Consider the following 23227-nt stretch of genomic DNA (forward strand, 5'->3'; position numbering starts at 1 on the left):
AAGATGAAATCAGAGTTGCTGCGAATGGGCGACATGCCGCAGGCAAGAGGATCGAGCGTCGCGTTTCGGGCGGATGGTTTCAGCCTGGTCGAGTTGATGGTCGTTGTGGCGATCATCGCGATTCTGTCGGCCATCGCGATTCCCTCGTACATCAAGCATGTCACCAAGACCAACAGGGTGGCCGCGGAGGGGTGTCTGTCCGAGTACTCCAACTACATGGAACGCGCCTACACCACGAGCCTCAGTTACCCGGCTTCTGGGAGTTCGGCGGCGCCGCCGAAGTACAGTCTGGATTGTGCGACGGCATCGCAGACGGGCAACAACTACGCATACAGCCTTGATCCGGCCACATCGTCATCGAGCAAGTACACGCTCCAAGCCACTCCCCAAGGCACGCAGCAGAGCCGCGATACCCAGTGCGGCACGTTGACCTTGGATCAGTCGGGAACGCGCACCAAGAGCGGTACCGGGACGCTGGACGAATGCTGGTAGCCCTGTGCGGCCGCCGCTGAGTGGCGGCCGATCGTTTTTCCAAAGCCATCGCCCGTTCCAGGGCGATGGCTTTTTCATGCGGCGCAAACAGGGCGGACATCGTGCCTGTTATGTACCTGCAATGATTCTGTGATCGGGCCAGGGCAACGCATGGCGAGGTCGGCGTATGATGGGCGGATATTTGTATCCGAAGCAGGGTCCCCATGAGCCGACATTTCGCATCTCCTCATCCGCTTCGTCAGCGTTTTCGCCCTCTGGTATGGCTGGGCATCTGCTTCCTGGTCATCTCGTTCCTGACCCGTCTTGTCCTGCTGGTCAAGACCGGGGACGGTGTGCCGGCGAGTCCGCTCTACTGGCTCTACATCTTCGCGGTCGGCTTGGGTTACGACCTCGTCGCCTTCCTGTACTTCGCATGGCCGATGGTGCTGTTCCTTTGGCTGGTGCCGACCCGGCCTGGGCGTCTGTCGGGTGGCCTGCGCTGGTTCGCGGTGACGCTGTTGCTGGTCGCGATCTGCGGGGCCGTGCTGCTGGGTCTGCACCTGGCCTATCACGCCACGCTGAAGGTGGCGTGGCCGGTGCTGATCCCGTTCCTGTTCATGCTGCCGCTGACGGCCTTCACCTACACCTCGCGCACGGGCAGAACGGTGCTGTACGGCTTCTGCGCGATCCTGATGTTCGCCATGCTGTTCATCGCCGCGGCCGAATGGACGTTCTGGAACGAGTTCAGTGCGCGCTTCAACTTCATCGCGGTCGATTACCTGGTCTACACGCGCGAAGTGGTCGGCAACATCGAGGAGTCGTATCCGGTCGGTCTTTGGCTGACGATCATCGCGCTGATCGCGCTGGCGGTGATGTTCTTCAGCCGCCGCACGCTGCGCGCCCGCGACGATGGCAGCACCTTCGCCGGCCGGACCGTGGTGGTGCTGGGCTGGCTGGCCGCGACCGTGCTTTCGGTATTCCTGGTCAATGCCAACATGCGCAACCAGACCGCCAACCGCTACGTCAACGATCTGGGCGGCAACGGCATCTACCAGTTCTTCGCCGCCTTCCGCGCCGATCAGCTCAACTTCGATCAGTTCTACAAGACGCTGCCGGACGACCAGGCCTACGCCACCGTGCGCAAGATGCTGAAGACGCCGGATGCGACCTACGTCAGCGACGATCCGCGCGACCTGACCCGCGCCATCCGCAATCCGGGTCCGGAGAAGCATCTCAACGTGGTGCTGATCAGCGTCGAGAGCCTGTCCGGTCGCTACATGGCCCATTTCGGCAACAAGTACAACCTGACGCCGCACCTGGACAAGCTGGCCGACGAGAGCATGTTCTTCACGCGCATGTACGCCAACGGCACGCGTACGGTGCGCGGCCTGGAAGCGTTGTCGCTGTCGGTGCCGCCGACGCCGGGCGACTCGCTGGTCAAGCAGAAAAACAATGGCGGTCTGTTCTCGCTGGCCGACATCTTCAATCAGCACGGCTACGTGTCCGAGTTCGTGTACGGCGGCTACGGCGAATTCGACAACATGAATCCGTTCTTCGCCGCCAACGGCTACAAGGCGGTCGACCGTCGCGCGATTCCGGCCGACATGAAGATTCACAGCGAGAACGTGTGGGGCGTGTCCGACGAGGATCTGTTCTCGTTGGCGATGCTGCAGATGGACAAGATCCACAAGCAGGGCAAGCCGTTCTTCCTGCACATCATGACCACGTCGAATCATCGCCCGTACACTTTCCCCGAGGGGCGCGTGAAGGGGCAGCAGAAGACCCGCTTCGGCGCGCTCCGCTACACCGATTGGGCGATCAACGACTTCATCCAGCGCATGCGTAAGAAGTCGTATTTCGACGACACGGTGTTCGTGATCACCGCCGACCACTGCGCGCATAGCGCGGGTAGCGCGGAGATTCCGGTCAATCACTATCACATCCCGCTGATCATCTACGCGCCGGCGCAGTTCAAGCCGCAGGTGGTGAACCGGATGATGGCGCAGATGGACATTCCGCCGACGTTGCTGGGCCTGCTGCACTTCAGCTACCGCAGCCGTTTCTTCGGCTACGACGTGTTCAAGCTGGCGCCGGACGAACGCGAGCGCGCGTTTCCGTCGACTTATCAGCGGCTGGGCTATCTGAAGGGCGACACCCTGACGATCCTGTCGCCGCGCAAGGAAGTCGAGCAGGTGACGCCGAACTTCGCCAACGGCGACGTCAAGCCGGTGGCGTCGGTCGACCAGGCACAGGTGGACGAAGCGATCGCGTCGTACCAGGTGGCCTACGAGACCTTCCACAACGGGCAGATGAAGTGGCGTGCCAGCGACGCCACGCCGGTCGCGCCGCTGCCGGCGCCGGCGGCTTCCGCGGCGATGCCCGCCACGGCGGCCTCGGCGTTCGCACCGGCACCGGCGGCGTCCACGACACAGCCCTGAAGCGTTCTGAGGAATGCCCCTCCGCGCACGAGGAAGCTTGCGCGCGGAGGACGTCCGTGCGACAAAGGCGCGCGCGACCAGCCTTCGCAAGCAAGGCGAGGAAACGCGGGCCATGCCCAGGGAGGGGTGTCGGGAACGGAGTCGCAACGTGTCGTGGTCCGCGCGTATGCAAGATCGCGTGCCGGCTGGACCGCATGCAACCCCGTCCCCCGATGCGGATACATCGAAGCGGTGTGCTTTCCCTGACCTGGACGGTCATTCTTGGGATCACTTACACGGGAGGTAAGACATGCACACTGCACGAAGCAGAACCTTTGCCCGCCTCGGCCTGGTGGCGTTGCTGGCGACCGGCGTGGCCAGCGCCGGCACGTTTCCGGATTTCGGCTACCAGCCGCCGTCCAGCGAATACAGCGGCCCGCTGTTCCAGCTCAGCCAGAACTATCCGCAGACCCTGCCGAGCGGCAAGCCGGCATTCTTCACGCTGCTGCCGTCCAAGCTGACCAATAACTACGACAGCTGGAAGCCGTACCTGGCAGCAGTGAAGCAGTACTGTCTGGCCGGCAACGCCGAGACCAACTGGGATGTGCAGAAGAACCCGGTGCGTCACTGGTACCACATGCCGTGGCAGCACTACGGCGCATTGGGCCGCGAAGGCATCCACGGGCTGACCAAGGAAGCGCCGATCCAGCCCAAGCAGCTGGCCTCGACGCAGACCGACTCCGGCCAGACCTACGCGGTTGGCGTCTACAACGCCATCGGCGCCTACACCATCGGCGAAGTCTGGAAGAATCCGCAGAAGCCGGACGCCTCGTACACGTCCGAGCCGAACAGCTTCCATGACGGCACCGTGGTCTGCAAGGCGCTGTTCGCCGACATCGACTACAAGAACGTGCCGTTCCTGCAGAACCCGGTGCTGTGGCAGGCCTACGTCACCAACACCTTCGATTCCGCTGACCGTTCGGTGAAGAAACTGGCGCTGATCCAGATGGACTTCGCGGTGCGCGATTCGCGCGTGCCCGGCACGGGCTGGTTGTTCGGCACCTTCCAGTACAACGGCGCCGTCAGCGGCAAGCCGAGCTGGGAGAACCTGGTGCCGCTGGGCGTGATGTGGGGCAACGATCCCGAGCTGACCGGCAGCGAGTACGACAACCCGACGCCGACCGAGACCCGCATCAATCCGAACATCAAGGAAGCGGCGATCAATCCGGGCAAGGAGCTGCCGCCGACCCATCTGGGCTGGAACGGCCGCGTCGACGGCCCGGTCGACAACCCGTTGAGCTCGTGCATGAGCTGCCACATGACGGCGGAGTATCCGCAGCTGTCGCCGATGAATCCGACCTTCCAGGAAAAGAGCAAGATTCCGCCGGTCGGCTCCAAGGAATGGATGCGCTGGTTCCAGAACGAGGAAGCGGGCGTACCGTTCGACAAGGGTGCGCAGAGCACCGACTACAGCCTGCAGCTGGCCGGTGCCATGGCCAATTTCTACGACTGGAAGTGCAATCAGGGCGGCGTCTTCGTCGACGGCGGCAACGCCTGCCAGAAGGCGGCCAAGCTGAAGAAGACGATGCTGCGCGGTCCCGCCCCGCACCAGCGCGTGTTCAAGGTCGAGCGTGCGCCGGCCGCCGGAGAGCTGAAGTAATTTCCGCGATCCGGGCAAACGAAAAGGCCACCCGCGATGGGTGGCCTTTTCGGTGCTGAAGATGGTGGGCGGTACAAGGATCGAACTTGTGACACCTGCCGTGTGAAGGCAGTGCTCTACCGCTGAGCTAACCGCCCGATAGAGAGCGCGCAAGTCTACGCAGACATGCGTCCGAGGTCAATGGGTCGGTGTGCGATTCCGGCGACGGCGGGCGTCCATGCGGGTGTCGGCGTTGGTACACTTGCGCGGATTCTTCCCCCGAGCCGCGTCGCCATGGACCAACTCCACCAACATCTGCAGCACATCCTCGAGGCCCTGCAGAGCTTTGAAGTCACGCCCTGGAAGGCCATCGGCTTTCTCGGCATGGCGATGTTCACCAGTCGCTGGTTCGTGCAGATGTACTACACCCGCAAGCACCGGCGCGTGGTGATGCCGCTGGCGTTCTGGTGGCTGTCGGTGTGCGGTAGCGCCTTGCTGCTGGCGTACTTCATCTTCGGCAAGAACGATTCGGTCGGCATTCTTTCCAACACGTTCCCGGTGGTGGTGTCGGTCTACAACCTCATCGTGCACACGCGCGACCTGAAGTCGCGCAAGGCAAAGGCGTCCGAGCCGGCTCAGTCCGGCTCGTAGGCGAGGTTCGCGGCCAGCCAGCGCTCGGCTTCGCTCTGGCTCCACCCCTTGCGGCGAGCGTAGTCGGCAACCTGCTCGCGGGTGAGATTGCCGACCACGAAGTACTGGCTGTCCGGATGTGCGAAGTACCAGCCGGAGACCGCGGCGGCCGGATACATGGCGAAGCCTTCGGTCAGTTCGATGCCGGTGCGGGCGGTGACGTCCAGCAGCTCGAACAGCGTGGTTTTCTCGGTGTGGTCGGGGCAGGCCGGATAGCCGGGAGCGGGTCGGATGCCGCGGTAGTTCTCGGCGATCAGCGCTTCGTTGTCGAGCTGCTCGTCCACGGCGTGGCCCCAGAATTCGGTGCGTACGCGCTGGTGCATGCGTTCGGCGAAGGCTTCGGCCAGACGGTCGGCAAGCGCCTTGAGCAGGATCGATGAATAGTCGTCGTTGTCGGCCTCGAAGCGAGCCACGTGTTCCTCGATGCCGATACCCGCGGTGACGGCGAAGCCGCCGATCCAGTCCGGTTTGCCGGCGTCGGCCGGCGCGATGAAGTCGGCCAGGCACAGATTCGGGCGCTCGACGGGCTTGTCGGCCTGCTGGCGCAGGAAGTGCAGGGTGGTCGGTGCCTCCGCGCCGGTGTCGACCTCGACGTCGTCGCCCACGCGCTGCGCGGGCCAGAATCCGATCGCGGCGCGGGCGCGCAGCCACTTCTCGGCGATCAGGCGGTCCAGCATGGACTGCGCGTCCTCGTACAGCTCGCGCGCCTGCGCCCCGACGACGGCGTCGTCGAGGATGGCGGGGAAGCGGCCGGCCAGCTCCCAGGCCTGGAAGAACGGCGTCCAGTCGATGTAGGTGCGCAGTTCGGCCAGGTCGTAGTCGTCGAACACATGCACGCCGGGTTGCTTCGGCGCCGGGGGATCGTAGGCGGTCCAGTCGCGCGTCCAGGCGCGGTCGCGCGCCTGCTGCAGGGTGACCAGTTTCTTGCCTTCGCCACGGCTCTTGTGACGTTCGCGGACCTCGGCGTATTCGGCGCGTATCTTTTCGAGAAACGCCTCCACGGCATCCTTGCTGACCAGCGACTGTGCCACGCCGACGGCGCGCGAGGCGTCCTTCACCCACACCGTGCCGGCGTTGTAGTGCGGTTCGATGCGCAGCGCCGTGTGCGCGCGCGAGGTGGTGGCGCCGCCGATCAGCAGCGGCACGCGGAAATCCTGCCGCTGCATTTCCTTCGCCACCTGGCTCATTTCTTCCAGCGACGGCGTGATCAGGCCGGACAGACCGATGATGTCGGCGTTGTGCTCGCGCGCGGTTTCGAGAATCTTCTGCGCCGGCACCATGACGCCGAGATCGATGACCTCGAAGTTGTTGCAGCGCAGGACCACGCCGACGATGTTCTTGCCGATGTCATGCACGTCGCCCTTGACCGTGGCCATGATGATGGTGCCGTTGTTCTTGCCGGCGTCGCCGGTGCGTGCCTTCTCTTCCTCGATGTAGGGAATCAGGTGTGCGACGGCTTTCTTCATCACCCGCGCGGACTTGACCACCTGCGGCAGAAACATCTTGCCGGCGCCGAACAGGTCGCCGACCACGTTCATGCCGGCCATCAGCGGACCCTCGATCACGTCGAGCGGTCGGGAAGACTGCTGGCGCGCTTCCTCGGTGTCGTCGATGACGTACTGGTCGATGCCGTGCACCAGCGCGTGCGACAGGCGCTCGGACACCGGTTTTTCGCGCCAGGCGAGGTTTTCGACCTTCGCCTCGGTCTTGTCGTCCTTAAAGCGCTCGGCGAGGGCGAGCAGGCGTTCGGTACCGTCCTTGCGGCGATTCAGCACCACGTCCTCGACCGCTTCGCGCAGTTCGGGATCCAGGTCGTCGTAGATCGCCAGCGCGCCGGCGTTGACGATGCCCATGTCCATGCCGGCGGCGATGGCGTGGTACAGGAACACCGAATGGATCGCCTCGCGCACGGTGTTGTTGCCGCGGAACGAGAACGACACGTTGGACAGACCGCCGGAGACGTGGCTCTCGGGAAAGCGCTTCTTCAGTTCGCGCGCGGCCTCGATGAAGTCGACGGCGTAGTTGTCGTGTTCCTCGATGCCGGTGGCGATGGCGAAGATGTTGGGGTCGAAGATGATGTCTTCGGGCGGGAAGTCGAGTTTCTCCGTCAGCAGCGCATGGGCGCGCGAGCAGATCGCCACCTTGCGCTCCAGGCTGTCGGCCTGGCCGTCCTCGTCGAACGCCATCACCACGGCGGCGGCGCCGTACTGCATGATCTTGCGGGCGTGTTCGAGAAAGGCGTCCTCGCCTTCCTTCAGCGAGATCGAGTTGACCACGCCCTTGCCCTGCAGGCAGCGCAGGCCGGCCTCGATCACGCTCCACTTGGACGAATCGATCATCACCGGCACGCGGGCGATGTCGGGTTCGGAGGCGATCAGGTTGAGGAAGCGCACCATCGCGGCTTCCGAATCGATCAGGCCCTCGTCCATGTTGACGTCGATGATCTGCGCGCCGTTCTCGACCTGCTGGCGCGCCACGTCGACGGCTTCCTCGAAGCGCTCCTCCTTGATCAGGTTGCGGAAGCGCGCCGAGCCGGTGACGTTGGTGCGTTCGCCGACGTTGACGAAGTTCAGGTCGGGCGTCAGGACCAGCGGCTCCAGTCCGGACAGACGGGTCAGGCGGCGCGTCATGCGGCCTCCCGCACGCGGCTGCGCGGCGCATGTTCGCGCACGGCGGCGGCGATCGCCGCGATGTGCTCCGGCGAGGTGCCGCAGCAGCCGCCGACGATGTCCAACAGGCCCTCCTCGGCAAAGCCGCCCAGCGTGCGCGCCATCTGTTCCGGCGTCTCGTCGTACTCGCCGAAGGCGTTGGGCAGGCCGGCATTGGGGTGCGTGCTGATGCGGCATTCGGCCAGCGACGCCAGCGATTGCACATGCGGGCGCAGTTCGTCCGCGCCGAGCGCGCAATTGAAGCCGATCGACAGCGGCCGCGCGTGGGCCAGGGCGATGTAGAAGGCCTCCGGCGTCTGCCCCGAGAGCGTGCGGCCGGACTTGTCGGTGATGGTGCCGGAGATCATCAGCGGCAGGCGTCCGCCGCGACGACGGAATTCCGCGTCGATGGCGAATAGCGCGGCCTTGGCGTTGAGCGTGTCGAACACGGTCTCGACCATGATGAGGTCGGCGCCGCCCTCGATCAGGCCGTCGGTGGCCTCGGTGTAGTTGTCCACCAGCTCCTCGAAGCTGACGTTGCGGAAGCCCGGGTCGTTGACGTCGGGCGAGATCGACGCCGTGCGGCTGGTCGGACCCAGCACGCCGACGGCGAAGCGTGGGCGCGACGGGTCCTTGCGCTCGGCGGCTTCGCAAGCGGCGCGCGCCAGCTTCGCACCCTCGGCGTTCAGCTCGTGCACCAGCGCTTCCATGCGGTAGTCGGACTGGCTGATGCGGGTGGCGTTGAAGGTGTTGGTCTCGACCAGGTCCGCACCGGCGTCCAGGTAGGCGGCATGGATGCCGCGAATGATGTCCGGCTGCGACAGGCTGAGCAGGTCGTTGTTGCCCTTCAGTTCGCGCGCGCAGGAGGCGTCGTGCACGTGGTCGTGACGGCCGTCGCAGCCGTGCGCGAAACGTTCGCCGCGATAGCCGGACTCGTCCAGGCGGTGGCCTTGCAGCATGGTGCCCATGGCGCCGTCGAGCAGCAGGATACGCGTGTCGAGCGCCGCTTGGAGCTGCTGGGCGCGGTCGGGATGGAGCCAGGGAAGTACGTGGGTCATGGCAGAAGATATTCGGTGAGCAAAAAATTCGATGATGATGCCTAGCGTTCCGTCACCCCGGCGCAAGCCGGAATCCTGCAACGCCAGATGTTCGGGGAAAGACTCTGGGTCCCGGCTTGCGCCGGGATGACGGAGGTTAGGGGCACGTGCGGCATGGCGGTGGCTCAGCTCGGCTTGCGCGCCAGCAGGCACAGCACTTCAAAATAGGGTGGTTTGCGCTCGCGCGAGATGCGTTCGCACTGCACGACATCCAGTCCAGCGCGGGTCGCGAACTTGCTCAGCTCCTCGCGCTTGAAGCCCATGTTCCGATGTCCGAACGGATCGACCGCGGCCTCGTGGCCGTGGCGGGCGAGGGTGACCGCAAGCAGGCGGCCACCCGGACGCAGCGCCTTGGCGGCTTCGGCGACGGCGATGGCCGGACGCTCGGCGTAGGTCAGCGCGTGCAGCATCAGGACCAGGTCGACTTGTTCGTGCATGCCGAGATCGTGCATGTCGCCGTGACGCACCTCGACGTTGGCGAACGGCTTCAGGCGCTTGCGCGCGGCGGCGGTGACGCGTTCGCTGGCGTCGATGCAGACGATCGAGCGTGCGTGTGGGGCCAGCAGTTCGGCGGTGACGCCATCGCCGGAGGCGATGTCGAGCACGTCGCCGGTCTCCAGCAACTGCAGCAGGGCGCGGGCCAGGGTTTCCCAGGTGCGGCCCGGCGAGTAGTGGCGCTCCATGTCGCCGGCCACCGTGTCGGCCCAGCCCTGTTCGCGGGCGCGCTGGGCCAGCACCACGGGAAGATTGCGGGCGTCGGTGTCGAGCAGGGCGTCGTCCACGCCTTCGCGCAGCGCGCCGAGCAACGCCTGCTCGCCGGCATCGAATTCGGTGCTTGCGCGATAATAGGCCGACACGCCGGCGCGGCGGTCGCGCACCAGGCCGGCTTCCTTCAGCTTGGCCAGGTGCGTGGACACGCGCGGCTGCGCCAATTGCAGCACGGCAGCCAACTCGGCGACCGTCAGTTCCTCGCGTTCGAGCAGGGCCAGCAGGCGTACCCGCGTGGGGTCGGCCAGCAGGCGCAGCAAACTCGACGCCGTGGACAGGTCCATGGTGTTACATCCTTATATCGCGATGCAAAGATAATGTAAGCGTATGCGGCCCTCGCCGGGGCGTCAACCCGGCAAACCTTTGCGCAGGCAAGCATGGCGGCGGACGCGGTATAATGTTCTGCTGCGGCGCAGTCCTTTGGTCGGACCGACGCGCCAACGTTTTCCCCGCCACACCACGCCGCCCCCGGGCGACGCAGGAGGATCCATGGATTTCAGTTTCAACGACGACCAGCTTTCGATTCAGTCCATCGCCCGCGAGTTCGCGCAGAAGCGCATCGCGCCGGTGGCGGCCCAGTTCGACGCCTCCGGCGAGTTTCCGCTGGATAACATCCGCGAGATGGGGCAGATGGGCCTGATGGGCATCGAGGTGCCCAGCGAGTACGGCGGCGCGGGCATGGACCCGATCTCCTACGTGCTGGCCATGATCGAGGTCGCCGCGGCCGACGCCGCGCATTCGACCATCATGTCGGTGAACAATTCGCTGTTCTGCAACGGCATCCTCACCCATGGCACCGAGGCGCAGAAGCAGACCTATGTGAAGGCCATCGCCACCGGCGAGGCCATTGGCGCCTATGCGCTGACCGAGCCGCAGTCGGGTTCGGATGCGTCCAACATGCACACGCGCGCGGTGAAGAGCGAGGACGGCACGCACTTCGTCATCAACGGCAAGAAGAGCTGGATCACCTCCGGCCCGGTGGCCAAGTACATCGTGCTGTTCGCCATCACCAAGCCGGGCATCGGCGCCAAGGGCGTGAGCGCGTTCATCATCGATACCGAGAAGGAAGGCTTCCATCGCGGCAAGACCGAGCCGAAGCTGGGTATCCGCGCCTCGGCCACCTGCGAGATCGAGTTCGTCGATTACAAGTGTCCGGTCGAGAATCTGCTCGGCGAGGAAGGCCAGGGCTTCAAGATCGCCATGGGCGTGCTGGATGCCGGCCGCATCGGCATCGCCTCGCAGGCGCTGGGCATCGCCCGCGCCGCGTACGAAGCCACGCTGGACTGGTCGCGCGAGCGCAAGGCGTTCGGTCAGCCCATCGGCGCGTTCCAGATGACGCAGTCCAAGATCGCCGACATGAAGTGCAAGCTCGATGCGGCCATGCTGCTGACGCTGCGCGCGGCGTGGACCAAGCAGGAAGTCGCCAAGACCGGCGGCCGTTTCGGCAACGAGGCCTCGATGGCCAAGCTGGTGGCGTCGGAAACGGCGATGTGGATTACCCATCAGGCGATCCAGATCCACGGCGGCATGGGTTACTCCAAGGAGATGCCGCTGGAGCGCTATTTCCGCGATGCCAAGATCACCGAGATCTACGAAGGCACCAGCGAAATCCAGCGCATGGTCATCGCTCGCAACGAGACCGGTCTGCGCTGATCCGCGATCGTACGCCGCCGCATGGTAAGGCAGTCGCCAGCGGCGGCGTTTTGCGCGACAATACCCACTTTCGTCCATCACCGTCGTAACGACGGGTTTCGTTAAAGTCCGGACATGCTGGCGAGCATTGATCTTTGCCACTACAATGCGCCGGATTCATTCCCTCGGGAGGCAAGTACACATGAGCACCATTGAAGAGCGCGTCAAGAAGATCGTTGTTGAACAGCTTGGCGTGAAGGAAGACGAGGTCACCTCGAACGCGTCGTTCGTGGACGACCTGGGTGCCGATTCCCTGGACACCGTCGAGCTTGTCATGGCGCTCGAGGAAGAGTTCGAGACGGAAATTCCCGACGAGGAAGCCGAGAAGATCACCACGGTGCAGCAGGCGGTCGACTACATCCAGGCGCACGTCAAGTCCTGATGCAGCCGGGCCGGGCCCGTCGCGCAACACCATCGCGCGCGGCCCAGCATCGAGCCGAAACACAGACACAAACTGCGCCACACGGCGCAGTTTGCGTTTGCGCATCCGGTAACGTTCTTCGGCGTATGGTTCTGAGCCGAGCAGCTAACGACGGAAGACAAGCATGAGCAAGCGACGCGTGGTAGTTACCGGTCTGGGTATGGTCAGTCCCGTCGGCAACGACGTGGCCACCTCCTGGGCCAACATCACCGCCGGCAACAGCGGCATCGGCGACATCACCCATTTCGATGCCAGCACGTTTCCCACCCGCATCTCGGGCGAGGTCCGCGACTTCGATCCTGCGCAGTACATCGCGCCCAAGGACATCAAGAAGATGGACCCGTTCATCCACTACGGCGTGGCAGCGGGCATCCAGGCGCTGAAGGATTCTGGCTTCGAGGTGAGCGAGGCCAACTCCGATCGCATCGGTGCGGCCGTGGGCGCCGGCATCGGCGGCCTGCACACCATCGAGCGTACCTCGATCGACTTCCACGAGCGCGGCGTGCGCAAGATCTCGCCGTTCTTCGTGCCCAGCTCGATCATCAACATGGTTTCCGGCCAGCTGTCGATCATGCTGGGCCTGAAGGGGCCGAACATCGCCTGCGTCACGGCATGCACCACGGCCACGCACAACATCGGCCTGGCCATGCGCATGATCCAGTACGGCGAAGCCGACGCGATGCTGGCCGGCGGCGCCGAGTTCGCCACCACCGGCACGGCCGTGGGCGGCTTCTGCTCGGCGCGCGCGATGTCCACGCGCAACGACGATCCGCACGGCGCCAGCCGTCCGTGGGATGCCGGCCGTGATGGCTTTGTGCTGGCCGACGGTTCCGGCGTGCTGATGCTGGAAGAGTACGAAGCGGCCAAGGCGCGTGGCGCGAACATCTACTGCGAGCTGGTCGGTTTCGGCATGAGCGGCGACGCCTACCACATGACCGCCCCGAGCGAAGGCGGCGAAGGCGCGGCGCGCTGCATGAAGCACGCCATCGACGATGCCGGTCTGAACCCGGAGCAGGTCGAGTACATCAACGCCCACGGCACCTCCACGCCACAGGGCGATCTGGCCGAAGTGATGGCCGCCAAGTCGGTGTTCGGCGATCACGCCTACAAGCTGATGATGAGCTCGACCAAGTCGATGACCGGCCATCTGCTGGGCGCGGCCGGCGGCGTCGAGGCCATCTTCTCGGTGCTGGCGCTGCGCGACAACATCATTCCGCCGACCATCAACCTGGACAATCCGGGCGAGGGCTGCGACCTGGACTTCGTGCCGCACACCGCACGCGAGGCCAAGGTCGACGTGGTGGTGTCGAACTCGTTCGGGTTCGGCGGCACCAACGGTTCGCTGGTGTTCAAGCGCGCCTGAGGCCGACAAGCCGGGTCGTCCTAGCGGCGATCCGGCGCGATCGCAACCGCTCGCCCGTTACGCACGGACGAGCGGTTTTTTTTGCCCGACGCAGCCGTTCACGCCTCGCGGGGTACGGCTGCGTTACGCTTGCGGACCTGCGCACACGCCCGAACGCCATGCACGTCATGCCCGATGCCATGCTCACTCCAACGTCCGCCTTCCAGGTGCGCGAGGTCCCGGGTGTGCGCGACCTGCTGCCGCTGGCCGCGGCGATGCCCGCGCGCTATCCGTGCCTGCTGGAAAGTGTCGCGCACGGCCCGGCGCAGGCGCGCTGGGATCTGCTGCTGGCGTTTCCGCAGTCGCACCTGGTGCTGGATGCCGAAGGCGCCACGCGGATCGACGGCGACGCGTTCGACGGCGACTTTCTCGATGCGCTGGATGCGGCCTGGCGCGACGCGCGCACGCCGCGCGGCGACGACGGACTGCCGTTCCACGGCGGCTGGGCCTTGATGCTGGCCTACGAGCTGATCGGACAGATCGAACCGCGCCTGCAGCTGCCGCCGGCCTCCGGTCCGCAGCCGGTCGCGGTGGCGCTGCGCACGCCGGCCGCGATCCTCGTCGATCATCAGCGGCAGCGCACGCTGCTGGTCGCCGAGGCCGGGCATGGCGCCTTGCTGCAAGTGCTGGAAGCCGATCTTCAGGCGACCGCGACCGTGCCTGCCGAGGCATGGCACGCGTCGGTGGACGAAGATGCGCCGGCGCGCTTTCTGGACGGCGTCGCCCGCGTGCACGATTACCTGCGCAGTGGCGATGTGTTCCAGGTCAACCTGTCGCGGCGCTGGCAGGCGCATCCGCAGGTGCCGGTGACGCCGGCGCAGGTCTACGCGACCCTGCGCGCAGCCAATCCCGCGCCGTTTGCCGGGCTGTGGCAGGACGCCGACTGGGCGGTCGCCAGTTCCTCGCCCGAGCGTTTGGTCGAGGTGCGCGGCGCGGCGGTGCAGACCCGGCCCATCGCCGGCACGCGGCCGCGCTTCGCCGGCGACGACGAGCGCGCGCGCATCGACGAGCTGGTCGGGCATCCCAAGGAGCGCGCCGAGCACATCATGCTGATCGATCTGGAACGCAACGACCTCGGCCGCGTGTGCGCGCCGGGCAGCGTCGAGGTCGACGAGCTGATGACGGTGGAAAGCTACGCGCACGTGCATCACATTGTGTCCAACGTGCGCGGCCGTCTGCGCGAGGGCGTCACGCCGGGGCAGGTGATCGCGGCCACGTTTCCGGGCGGCACCATCACCGGTTGCCCGAAGGTGCGCTGCATGGAGATCATCGCCGAACTGGAGGGCGTCGGCCGCGGCGCCTACACCGGCGCGATGGGCTATCTGGACCGCAACGGCGACATGGACTTGAACATCCTGATCCGCACCCTGAGCCTGTTCGATCGGCGCATCGAACTGCGCGCCGGCGCCGGCATCGTGGTCGACTCGCAAGCCGAGGCCGAGCTGGAAGAGACGCGGCACAAGGCGCGCGGTCTGCTGCGCGCGCTGGGCGTGGACGCATGAGCCTGCGCTGCCTGATCGACGGCCGCGAAACGCAGCAGGTGCCTGCCGACGACCGCGGACTGCGTTACGGCGACGGCCTGTTCGAGACCGTGCGCGTGATCGACGGACGAGCGCCGCTGTGGGCGCGGCACATGCAGCGTCTCGCCCACGGCTGCGAGCGTCTCGGCATGCCGTCGCCCGATACCGAGGCGCTACGAGAGGACGTGGCCGCGCTGACGCAGGCTTATGGTCCCAGCGTGGTGCGCATCACCTTGACGCGCGGCGGCGGCGAGCGCGGTTATCTGCCGCCCGAGACGCCGCGCTGCACGCGCATTGTCACGGCTGCGCCGGCTCCGTTGCGCCCCGCGCATTGGAGCGATGCCGGAATCCGGGTACGCTTCTGCGATACGCGTCTGGCCGTGCAGCCGGCGCTGGCCGGACTCAAGCATCTGAACCGGCTGGAGCAGGTGCTGGCGCGGGCCGAGTGGCGCGATCCGGACATCGTCGAGGGACTGATGCGCAGCATGGACGGAGCGGTGGTCTGCGCGACCGCGGCCAATCTGTTCGCGCGCATCGACGGTGACTGGATCACGCCGTCCGTCGAGACCTGCGGCGTGGCCGGCGTGGCGCGTGCCGAGGTGCTGGCGCAGTGGCCGCGATGCCGGATCGGAACGATCGAGATGGGAGCGTTGATGCAAGCCGAAGAAGTGTTTCTGAGTTCCAGCGTGCGCGGCATTCTGCCGGTGGGCGACCTGGCCGGGCGCCGTCTGCCGGTGGGCGACGACACGCGCGCCATGCAGGCGCATGTCGACCGTCTGCTGGAGCTGCGCGCATGAGGCGGCGCATGCGTGGCGGCACCAAGCTCTGGATTCTGTTCATCGTGCTGGTGGTCGGCGCGGTGGCGGCGGCCGGCGTGGTGTGGAACGAGGTCAATCGTTTCGCCGATGCGTCGATGGCGATCCGCAAGGACGAACCCAGCATCGTGATTCCGCGCGGCGCGGGCTTCAATCGCATCGTCGATGAGCTGCAGGCGCGCAAGCTCAGCGCCGCGCCGCACTGGTTCTGGCGCATGCTGGCCGAGCGTATGCACGTGACCCGTGACCTGCATGCCGGCGAATACGCCCTGCGTCCGGGCATGACGCCGCGTCAGCTGCTGGAGGACATGGCCAACGCGCGGGTGGTGCAGCACCGCTTCACCATCGTCGACGGCTGGAATTTCCACGAGTTGCGTCAGGCGCTCGACCAGGCGCCGGTGCTCAAGCACGAGACCGCGTCGATGACCGATGCGCAGATCATGCAGCGCGTCGGCGCCGGCGACGAGAAGCCCGAAGGCCGCTTCCTGCCCGAGACCTACGCCTTCGTGCGCGGCGACAGCGATCTGGACATTCTCAAACGCGCCTACCGCGACATGAACACGCTGCTGAAGCAGGCCTGGGCCAGCCGCGCCGAAAACCTGCCGCTGAAGACGCCGTACCAGGCGCTGATCCTGGCCTCCATCGTGGAGAAGGAGACCGGCCGCGCCGACGAGCGGCCGCGCATCGCCGGCGTGTTCGTGCGTCGCCTGCGTCGCGGCATGCTGCTGCAGACCGATCCCACCGTCATCTACGGCATGGGTGACGCCTACCACGGCAACATCCGCAAGCGCGATCTGGAAACCGACACGCCGTACAACACCTACGTGCACCCGGGCCTGCCGCCGACGCCGATCGCGCTGCCGGGCAAGCCGGCCATCGAGGCCGCGCTGCATCCGGCCGACGGCGAGGCGCTGTACTTCGTGGCCAAGGGCGACGGCTCGCACGCTTTCTCGGACACGCTGGCGCAGCACGACCGTGCGGTGCGCTGCTACCAGCTCAAGCGTTGCCCGGGAGGCAAGCCGTGAGCGGTCGCCTGATCACGCTGGAAGGCGGCGAGGGCGCCGGCAAGAGCACTCTGCTGCAGGGGCTGCGCGCGTATCTGGCCGAACGCGGCATCGAGCCGCTGTTCACGCGCGAGCCGGGCGGCACCGCGCTGGGCGAGGGCGTGCGCGCGCTGGTGCTCGATCCGGCGCTGCGCGGCATGTGCGCCGAATCCGAATTGCTGCTGATGTTTGCCGCGCGCGCGCAACTGGTGCGCGAATCCATCCGTCCGGCGCTGACGGCGGGGCAGTGGGTGGTCTGCGACCGCTTTACCGATGCCAGCTATGCCTACCAGGGCGGCGGGCGCGGTCAGCCGCGCGAACGCATCGCCGACCTGGAGCGTTGGGCCGCCGACGGCCTGCAGCCCGATCTGACGCTTTTGCTCGATATTCCTGTCGACACCGGTCGCGCGCGCGCCGCCGGCCGCGGCGAGGACAGCGACCGCATCGAACGCGAAGGCGACGGTTTCTTCGAGCGCATCCGCGCAGCCTACCTGCAGCGCGCGGCCGAGCAGCCGCAGCGCTTCCGCGTGATCGACGCCACGCAATCGCCGCAGCAGGTGCTCGCAGACGCCATGGCGGCGTTGGAGCCGCTGCTGGCTGGGAGCAAGGCATGATCGACGCGCCGCCCTGGCATGCCGAGCCGTGGCAGCGCCTACTGCAGCGGCGACAGCGCAAGGCCCTGCCGCATGCGCTGCTGCTGAGTGGGCCGTCCGGCCTGGATAAGCGCGCCTTCAGCGAGCGTCTGCAGCGTGCGCTGCTGTGCACGCAGCCGGTCGACGGCGACGCCTGCGGCAGCTGCCGCGCCTGTCTGCTGCTGGACGCCGGCACGCATCCCGACCGCATCGCGGTGTCGCTGGAGGAGCGTCCCGACGGCACGCCACGCCGGGACATCGTGGTGCGCCAGATTCGCACGCTGTCCGAGCGTCTGAGCAAGGCCAGCCAGTTCGGCGGCTGGCAGGTCGCCTGCATCGATCCGGCGGACGCCATGAACGCCGCCGCCGCCAACGCCCTGCTGAAGACGCTGGAGGAACCCAGCGCGTCCAGCGTGCTGATCCTGGTGGCCGACGAACCCTGGCGCTTGCCCGCCACGATCCGCAGCCGTTGCCAGCGCACGGAATTCCGTCTGCCCGAGACCGAGGCCGCGTTGGCCTGGTTGCAGCGGAAGGGCGTTCAGGATGCGGCTGCCGCGCTGGAAGCCGCCGGCGGCAACCCAGGCCTGGCGCAGCGCTGGGCCGAGCAAGATGCGCTGGCGCAGCGCAAGCAGGTGCGCGCCGATCTGCGCGCGCTGGCCGAAGGGCGCGGCGAAGCCGGCACGTTGGCGGCGCGCTGGATGGACGATGCACCGGAGCAGCGGCTGTGGTTCGCGGCGCAGGCGGCCGTGGACGAGTTGCGCCATCGCGCGACCGGCGCACGCACGCCGCTCGGTTCGCAGCTGAGCACGACGGAGCTGGCCGACTGGTACGCCCGCGCCAATCGCGCGCGCGACGCCCTACGCGGCCCGTTGCGCAAGGATCTGCTGCTGCTGGAACTGCTCGGCGCCTGGCGCTGATTCCGGTCGCCACGTCGCGATGGTCACGTCTTGCCCGGACCTCGACGCCTGCCTGCGCCCGGACACGATCTGGCTGCTGATCGCGCCGCATCCGGACGACGAGGTGCTGGCCGCCGGCGGTCTTCTGCCACTGGCCGCGCGATCCGGTGCCAGGCTTCACATCTGGCAGCTCAGCGACGGCGAGAACAATCCCTGGCCGCAACGCTGCCTGGAGCGGCGTCTGCGCATCGACGCCGCCGCACGCGCCCGCTGGGGCGCGCGCCGCTGCGGTGAATCGCGCGCGGGGCTGGCCAGACTCGGCTTGTCCGATGCGGTCGTCGAGCGCTGGGGCTGGCCCGACCTCGGCATCGGCGAGCGTGCGGCCGACCCGCAGGGTGCGGCACTGGCTTTGTTGACGGAGCGACTGCGCGCACTGCGTCCGGACGTGCTGCTGTTGCCCGGGCTGGCCGATCGTCATCCCGACCACGGCGCGGCTCACGTGCTGCTGCAATTGGCGCTGCATCGGGCCGGTCTGACGCCGCTGTGTCTGGACTACGTGCTTCACGGTCGCAGCGATCCGGCCGCGGCGATCCGCGTCGAGTTGGATGCGGCCACGCAGGCGCGCAAGCGCGAGGCGATTCTGGAACACGCCAGCCAGACCGCGCTCAGCCGAGGCCGCATGCTGGCATTCGCGTCGTCAGAGGAACATTTTCACCGTTGCGACCGACCCGTCGCACCGCCCCCGAGCGTGCGTCTGCCCTGGTCGTTGCCCCGCGTCGGACGTTCACGTCTGCGTCTGACCGTGGTCTGGGACGGCGGCGCGCGCCGCTGGTCGTGGGCCGATGCGCCGCTGACGCAGGCCGCGCAGGGCTGGACGCTGCGGCTTCCGGACGCTGCATGCGGGCACGGACCGGTCTATGCGCGGCTGGACACCGCGCGTCGCGGGCTGTGGATCTTCGACCGCTGGGGCTGGGCACCGCTGGTGTGATCCGGCGCATGCGCCGCCGCCGGCGCAGTTGACCCCGGCGCGGCGATGACAGAAGCTTGTCGCGCAACCGGAGACAGTCCATGAGTGTGGCAGGCGCAGCGCGGCAGGGCATCCTGTCGCTGAAGATCAAGGATCGCGGGGCGTTGTACAACGCCTACATGCCGTTCCTGAAGGGCGGCGGCCTGTTCGTGCCCACGGCGCAGCGCTACGATCTCGGCGACGAGGTGGTGCTGCTGCTCAGCCTGGCCGAGATCAACGAGCGCCTGTCGGTGGCCGGCAAGGTGGTCTGGATCACCCCGGTCGGCGCGCAGGGCAACCGCACGGCCGGCATCGGCATCCAGTTCAACGACAGCGCCGACGGCGAGACCGCGCGCACCAAGATCGAATCGATCCTCGGCGGCATGCTCAGCGCCGATCGCGCCACGCAGACCATGTAAGGTTTCGCACGGAAGCGACGTCCGCGCACGAAACGTCCGCACACGAAAAAGCCCGGCGCGAAGCCGGGCTTTTTCGTGTGCAATCGATTGGTCGGGGAGACAGGATTTGAACCTGCGACTTCTACGTCCCGAACGTAGCGCTCTACCAGGCTGAGCTACACCCCGACGGGAGCCGCGCATGATAACGACACCGAATCGAACTGGCAACACTCTCGTGCAGGCCCGGTACCGAATCCGGCCGCGGACTCTGCTACGCTAAGCGGCTTGCAGCGAGGCCCTACGGGCCCGATTCCACCGTCGTCATTCCGTGAAGAGGAACCCATGGCGCAGACCCAGGCCCGAACCATGCCCGGCGTGCTCGAATTGCTGCCGCGCGAACAGATCGCCTTCCAGCGCATGCTGGACGTCATCGCCCGCAACTATCGGCTCTTCGGCTTCCTGCCCATCGAGACGCCGGTGATGGAATTCAGTCAGGTGCTGCTGACCAAGTCCGGCGGCGAGACCGAGCGCCAGGTCTACTTCGTGCAATCCACGGGCGCACTGGAAAAAGACGGTCAGCCGGAGCTGGCGTTGCGCTTCGATCTCACCGTGCCGCTGGCGCGCTACGTCGCCGAGCACGAACGCGAGCTGAGCTTCCCGTTCCGCCGCTACCAGATCCAGCGCGTGTACCGTGGCGAGCGCGCCCAGCGCGGCCGCTTCCGCGAGTTCTACCAGTGCGACATCGACGTGATCGGCAAGGATCACCTCTCGACCCGCTACGACGCCGAGATTCCGGCCGTCATCCACAGCGTGTTCCGCGAGCTGGCGATCGGTCCGTTCACCATCCAGCTCAATCACCGCAAGCTGATGCGCGGCTTCTTCGAGGGGCTGGGCATCGCCGACGGCGAACAGCAGATGCTGGTGCTACGCGAGGTCGACAAGCTGGACAAGCGCGGCGCCGACGCCGTGCGCGCGACCCTGACCGGCGAAGGCTTCGGTCTGGCCGAGGACGTGGTCGCGAAGATCCTGCAGTTCGTGCAGGTTCGTTCGACGTCGCTGGCCGATGCCGTCGACAAGCTGGACGCGCTGGGTGCGGGCAGCGACACCTTCGAGCAGGGCCGCGACGAGCTGAAGCAGGTGCTGACCATGGTGCGCGATCTCGGCGTGCCGGAGAACCGTTTCGCGCTGAACCTGTCGATCGCGCGCGGTCTCGACTACTACACCGGCATGGTCTACGAGACCACGCTGGACGAGCATCCGGAGATCGGTTCGATCTGCTCCGGCGGCCGTTACGACAACCTGGCCGGTCAGTACACCAAGTCGCACCTGCCCGGCGTGGGCATCTCCATCGGCGCCACGCGCCTGTTCTGGCAACTGCGCGAGGCCGGTCTGATCGCCACCGCCGACAGCACGGTGCAGGCGCTGGTCACGCAGATGGACGAGGCGCATCTGGCCGACTACCTGGCGCTGGCCAATGAGCTGCGCGCTGGCGGCATCGCCACCGAGACGGTGATGGAAGGCGGCAAGCTCGGCAAGCAGTTCAAGTACGCCGACCGCGCCGGCATCCGCTTCGTGCTGGTGCTGGGCGACGAGGAGCTGGCCAAGGGTACGGTCACGGTCAAGGACATGCGCCGCAACGACCAGTTCGAGGTCAAGCGCGAGGAGCTGATCAAGGCTCTGCGCGTGGAGCTGGAGCAGGCGGCGGTGATGCCGGTGGCGCGCGACTGAGCGTCGGCGACGGAGTGCGGACATGAGCGCGAACACGATTCATCTCGACGGCCTCAGCCTGACCCGCGCGCAGGTCGCGCAGGTCGCGGCGGGCGCGGGCGTCACCCTCGACGAGACCCAGTTGCAGCGCGTGCAGCGCACTGCCGACTTTCTCGCCGAGAAGGTCGATTGCGGCGAGCCGATCTACGGCGTCACCACGGGTTTCGGCAGCAACGCCGACCGTCTGCTGGGCGCGCACCGCGCCCGCGACGAGCTGCCCGGCGGCCATCCCGATGCGCCGGAAGGCACGCTGATGGAGGAGCTGCAGCACAACCTCATCGTCACCCACGCGGTGTGCGTGGGCGCGCCGTTCGCGGTCGAGGTGGTGCGGGCGATGCTGGTGATCCGCATCAACACGCTGATGCGCGGGCATTCGGGCATTCGCGTGCAGACGCTGCAGGCGCTGGCGGCATTGCTCAACCGTGGCGTGATTCCAGTGATCCCGCAGAAGGGTTCGGTCGGCGCGTCCGGCGATCTGGCGCCGCTGTCGCATCTGGCTATCGTGCTGCTGGGCGGCGGCGAGGCCTTCGTCGACGGCGAGCGCATGCCCGGCGCCGAGGCGCTGGCGAAGGCCGGGCTGGAACCGATCCGCCTGTCCTTCAAGGAAGGTCTGGCGTTGAACAACGGCACCACGCAGATGCTGGCCACCGCGGTGCTGGCGCTGCAGAAGATGCAACAGCTGCTGGAAACCGCCGACGTCGCCGCCGCGATGTCGCTGGATGCTTTCGCCGGCCGCAGCGGCGCGCTGCGCGAGGAAGTACACGCGCTGCGTCCGCATCCCGGCCAGGTCGAGACCGCGCAGCGCCTGCGCGCGCTGCTGGCCGAGTCGACCCTGGTCGACATCCCCTATCATCTGGTGCCGAAGTTCCGTCCGTGGACAGTCGAGGCGTGGAACACGCCGCAAGCGCAGGCGCATCGCTTCGACCTGTGCTGGGACTGGGTGCCGGCCAACCAGCGTCACGGCCGCGAGGCCTTCTACAGCCGCTTCCTGCCGTTCAAGGGCGGCAAGAAGCATCAGCCGCAGGACGCTTATTGCCTGCGCTGCATCCCGCAGGTGCACGGCGCGGTGCGTGACGCGGTGGCGCAGGCCTGCCGCGTGATCGATGTCGAATTGAACGCCGTCACCGACAATCCGCTGGTGTTCCCGGACGCGGAGAACCCGCGCTACATCGAGGACCAGGTGATTTCCGCCGGTCACTTCCACGGCATGCCGCTGGCGCTGGCCATGAGCTACGTGAAGGCGGCGATTCCGGTGCTGGCGTCGATTTCCGAACGACGTCTCAACAAGCTGGTCGACCCGGCCAACAACGACGGCCTGCCGGCGTTCCTGACCGGCAACGAGGACGCCACCGATTCCGGCTTCATGATCGTGCAATACACCGCCGCCGCCCTGGTCAACGACCTGGCCACGCGCGCGCATCCAGCGTCGGTGTATTCGGTGCCGACCAGCGCCAATGCCGAGGACCACGTGTCGATGGGCGCCAACGAGGCGCGCCACGTGCTGGAGATGACCGAGGACCTCGGTCACGCGCTGGCGCTGGAGCTGTACACCGCGGCGCAGGCACTGGAATACCGCCAGGACATGCTCAACGCCGCGCGCGAACTGGCCGGGCAGGGCGACTGGACCTTGCTGGCGGCCAAGATTGCCGGTGCGCCGCGCGAAGGGCATCCGCAGCATGCGCAGTTCGTCGAGGAAGTGCGCGGCCTGATGAAGGCACTGGCCGAAGCCGGCGAGTTCCATGCCGGCGTGGCGGTGCGGCGCGTGCTGCAACGGCTGCGCGGCAAGATCGATTTCCTGCGCAGCGACCGTCCGATGGATGGCGATGTGCAGCGCGTGTGCGACTTGGTCGCATCGGGTGAACTGCTGGACTGATCGCGCCTGGTCAAACCTTGCGCAGGGTGCTG

The 23227-nt window shown here is 66.8% G+C and carries 19 protein-coding genes and 2 tRNA genes; 16 read left to right on the forward strand and 5 right to left on the reverse strand.

The annotated features are described in order from the left end of the window. Positions 1-3 precede the first annotated feature (3 nt). The 3 genes from LF63_RS05970 (at position 4) to LF63_RS05980 (ending at position 4548) form a co-directional block, all read left to right on the forward strand. The gene (locus LF63_RS05970) at positions 4-492 is read left to right on the forward strand and encodes a type IV pilin protein (RefSeq protein WP_152569260.1); all 489 of its coding nucleotides are present in this window, start codon (positions 4-6) and stop codon (positions 490-492) included. A 203-nt stretch (positions 493-695) separates the two neighbouring features. Then, positions 696-2909 (forward strand): LTA synthase family protein, encoded by a 2214-nt coding sequence (locus LF63_RS05975; RefSeq protein ID WP_043100317.1) that lies wholly within the window; start codon positions 696-698, stop codon positions 2907-2909. A 289-nt stretch (positions 2910-3198) separates the two neighbouring features. Further along, complete coding sequence (locus tag LF63_RS05980) at positions 3199-4548, forward strand: hypothetical protein (protein WP_043100318.1); 1350 nt, start codon at positions 3199-3201, stop codon at positions 4546-4548. A 62-nt stretch (positions 4549-4610) separates the two neighbouring features. Here LF63_RS05980 and LF63_RS05985 read toward each other — a convergent pair. Further along, positions 4611-4685 (reverse strand) — tRNA-Val (locus LF63_RS05985). 136 nt (positions 4686-4821) lie between these two features. Here LF63_RS05985 and LF63_RS05990 point away from each other — a divergent pair. Then, a complete protein-coding gene (locus LF63_RS05990) occupies positions 4822-5178 on the forward strand; it encodes a lipid-A-disaccharide synthase N-terminal domain-containing protein (RefSeq protein WP_043100319.1) in 357 nt (118 codons plus the stop codon). Here LF63_RS05990 and metH read toward each other — a convergent pair. From metH to LF63_RS06005, 3 genes are all read right to left on the reverse strand, one after another. Then, positions 5163-7847 carry a methionine synthase gene (metH, locus tag LF63_RS05995; protein WP_043100322.1) on the reverse strand — a complete coding sequence of 895 codons (2685 nt, stop codon included), beginning with the start codon at positions 7845-7847 and terminating at the stop codon, positions 5163-5165. The genes LF63_RS05990 and metH overlap by 16 nt on opposite strands. Then, entirely contained in the window at positions 7844-8923 is a 1080-nt protein-coding gene (locus LF63_RS15755; protein ID WP_043100323.1) for a homocysteine S-methyltransferase family protein, read from the reverse strand. Before LF63_RS15755 ends, metH begins: the two co-directional genes overlap by 4 nt. Positions 8924-9087: 164 nt before the next feature. After that, positions 9088-10014 carry an ArsR/SmtB family transcription factor gene (locus LF63_RS06005; protein ID WP_043100325.1) on the reverse strand — a complete coding sequence of 309 codons (927 nt, stop codon included), beginning with the start codon at positions 10012-10014 and terminating at the stop codon, positions 9088-9090. Positions 10015-10219: 205 nt separating this feature from the next. Here LF63_RS06005 and LF63_RS06010 point away from each other — a divergent pair, with 205 nt between their 5' ends. The 10 genes from LF63_RS06010 to LF63_RS06055 all read left to right on the forward strand — a co-directional run bounded on the left by LF63_RS06010 (position 10220) and on the right by LF63_RS06055 (position 19576). Next, on the forward strand, positions 10220-11383 hold the full coding sequence (locus tag LF63_RS06010) for an acyl-CoA dehydrogenase family protein (RefSeq protein ID WP_043100326.1): 1164 nt from the start codon (positions 10220-10222) through the stop codon (positions 11381-11383). A gap of 181 nt (positions 11384-11564) precedes the next feature. Further along, positions 11565-11804, forward strand: a complete 240-nt coding sequence (gene acpP / locus LF63_RS06015) for an acyl carrier protein (RefSeq protein ID WP_043100328.1) — start codon at positions 11565-11567, stop codon at positions 11802-11804. 163 nt (positions 11805-11967) lie between these two features. Next, a complete protein-coding gene (gene fabF / locus LF63_RS06020) occupies positions 11968-13206 on the forward strand; it encodes a beta-ketoacyl-ACP synthase II (protein ID WP_043100330.1) in 1239 nt (412 codons plus the stop codon). Positions 13207-13364: 158 nt separating this feature from the next. Further along, complete coding sequence (locus LF63_RS06025; RefSeq protein ID WP_268746041.1) at positions 13365-14747, forward strand: aminodeoxychorismate synthase component I; 1383 nt, start codon at positions 13365-13367, stop codon at positions 14745-14747. Further along, positions 14744-15562 (forward strand): aminodeoxychorismate lyase, encoded by an 819-nt coding sequence (gene pabC / locus LF63_RS06030; protein WP_043100332.1) that lies wholly within the window; start codon positions 14744-14746, stop codon positions 15560-15562. Before LF63_RS06025 ends, pabC begins: the two co-directional genes overlap by 4 nt. Then, positions 15559-16605, forward strand: a complete 1047-nt coding sequence (gene mltG / locus LF63_RS06035; protein WP_043100334.1) for an endolytic transglycosylase MltG — start codon at positions 15559-15561, stop codon at positions 16603-16605. Before pabC ends, mltG begins: the two co-directional genes overlap by 4 nt. Further along, positions 16602-17237, forward strand: coding sequence for a dTMP kinase (gene tmk, locus LF63_RS06040; protein WP_043100335.1), 636 nt, complete (start codon positions 16602-16604; stop codon positions 17235-17237). The genes mltG and tmk overlap by 4 nt, the downstream gene beginning before the upstream one ends. Continuing rightward, positions 17237-18172, forward strand: a complete 936-nt coding sequence (gene holB / locus LF63_RS06045; protein ID WP_043103290.1) for a DNA polymerase III subunit delta' — start codon at positions 17237-17239, stop codon at positions 18170-18172. The genes tmk and holB overlap by 1 nt, the downstream gene beginning before the upstream one ends. Before the next feature lie 19 nt (positions 18173-18191). Beyond that, positions 18192-19139 carry a PIG-L deacetylase family protein gene (locus LF63_RS06050; RefSeq protein WP_052394756.1) on the forward strand — a complete coding sequence of 316 codons (948 nt, stop codon included), beginning with the start codon at positions 18192-18194 and terminating at the stop codon, positions 19137-19139. 80 nt (positions 19140-19219) lie between these two features. After that, the gene (locus LF63_RS06055) at positions 19220-19576 is read left to right on the forward strand and encodes a PilZ domain-containing protein (RefSeq protein WP_043100338.1); all 357 of its coding nucleotides are present in this window, start codon (positions 19220-19222) and stop codon (positions 19574-19576) included. 88 nt (positions 19577-19664) lie between these two features. On the opposite strand, the gene LF63_RS06060 is transcribed toward LF63_RS06055, so the two are convergent. Beyond that, positions 19665-19741: transfer RNA gene (locus LF63_RS06060), tRNA-Pro, on the reverse strand. Positions 19742-19897: 156 nt separating this feature from the next. Here LF63_RS06060 and hisS point away from each other — a divergent pair. Both hisS and LF63_RS06070 read left to right on the forward strand, forming a co-directional pair. After that, positions 19898-21283: a histidine--tRNA ligase gene (gene hisS, locus LF63_RS06065; protein ID WP_043100340.1), complete on the forward strand. Its 1386-nt coding sequence runs from the start codon at positions 19898-19900 to the stop codon at positions 21281-21283. Positions 21284-21305: 22 nt separating this feature from the next. After that, positions 21306-23195 (forward strand): HAL/PAL/TAL family ammonia-lyase, encoded by a 1890-nt coding sequence (locus tag LF63_RS06070; RefSeq protein WP_043100342.1) that lies wholly within the window; start codon positions 21306-21308, stop codon positions 23193-23195. Positions 23196-23227 lie beyond the last annotated feature (32 nt).

The sequence above is a fragment of the Oleiagrimonas soli genome (genome assembly GCF_000761445.1).
Taxonomy (GTDB): Bacteria; Pseudomonadota; Gammaproteobacteria; order Xanthomonadales; family Rhodanobacteraceae; genus Oleiagrimonas; species Oleiagrimonas soli.

Coding starts and splice junctions, on each gene's coding strand:
- LF63_RS05970 (WP_152569260.1), top strand. CDS start 4: ATGAAATCAGAGTTGCTGCGAATGGGCGACATGCCGCAGGCAAGAGGA.
- LF63_RS05975 (WP_043100317.1), top strand. CDS start 696: ATGAGCCGACATTTCGCATCTCCTCATCCGCTTCGTCAGCGTTTTCGC.
- LF63_RS05980 (WP_043100318.1), top strand. CDS start 3,199: ATGCACACTGCACGAAGCAGAACCTTTGCCCGCCTCGGCCTGGTGGCG.
- LF63_RS05990 (WP_043100319.1), top strand. CDS start 4,822: ATGGACCAACTCCACCAACATCTGCAGCACATCCTCGAGGCCCTGCAG.
- metH (WP_043100322.1), bottom strand. CDS start 7,847: ATGACGCGCCGCCTGACCCGTCTGTCCGGACTGGAGCCGCTGGTCCTG.
- LF63_RS15755 (WP_043100323.1), bottom strand. CDS start 8,923: ATGACCCACGTACTTCCCTGGCTCCATCCCGACCGCGCCCAGCAGCTC.
- LF63_RS06005 (WP_043100325.1), bottom strand. CDS start 10,014: ATGGACCTGTCCACGGCGTCGAGTTTGCTGCGCCTGCTGGCCGACCCC.
- LF63_RS06010 (WP_043100326.1), top strand. CDS start 10,220: ATGGATTTCAGTTTCAACGACGACCAGCTTTCGATTCAGTCCATCGCC.
- acpP (WP_043100328.1), top strand. CDS start 11,565: ATGAGCACCATTGAAGAGCGCGTCAAGAAGATCGTTGTTGAACAGCTT.
- fabF (WP_043100330.1), top strand. CDS start 11,968: ATGAGCAAGCGACGCGTGGTAGTTACCGGTCTGGGTATGGTCAGTCCC.
- LF63_RS06025 (WP_268746041.1), top strand. CDS start 13,365: ATGCACGTCATGCCCGATGCCATGCTCACTCCAACGTCCGCCTTCCAG.
- pabC (WP_043100332.1), top strand. CDS start 14,744: ATGAGCCTGCGCTGCCTGATCGACGGCCGCGAAACGCAGCAGGTGCCT.
- mltG (WP_043100334.1), top strand. CDS start 15,559: ATGAGGCGGCGCATGCGTGGCGGCACCAAGCTCTGGATTCTGTTCATC.
- LF63_RS06050 (WP_052394756.1), top strand. CDS start 18,192: ATGGTCACGTCTTGCCCGGACCTCGACGCCTGCCTGCGCCCGGACACG.
- LF63_RS06055 (WP_043100338.1), top strand. CDS start 19,220: ATGAGTGTGGCAGGCGCAGCGCGGCAGGGCATCCTGTCGCTGAAGATC.
- hisS (WP_043100340.1), top strand. CDS start 19,898: ATGGCGCAGACCCAGGCCCGAACCATGCCCGGCGTGCTCGAATTGCTG.
- LF63_RS06070 (WP_043100342.1), top strand. CDS start 21,306: ATGAGCGCGAACACGATTCATCTCGACGGCCTCAGCCTGACCCGCGCG.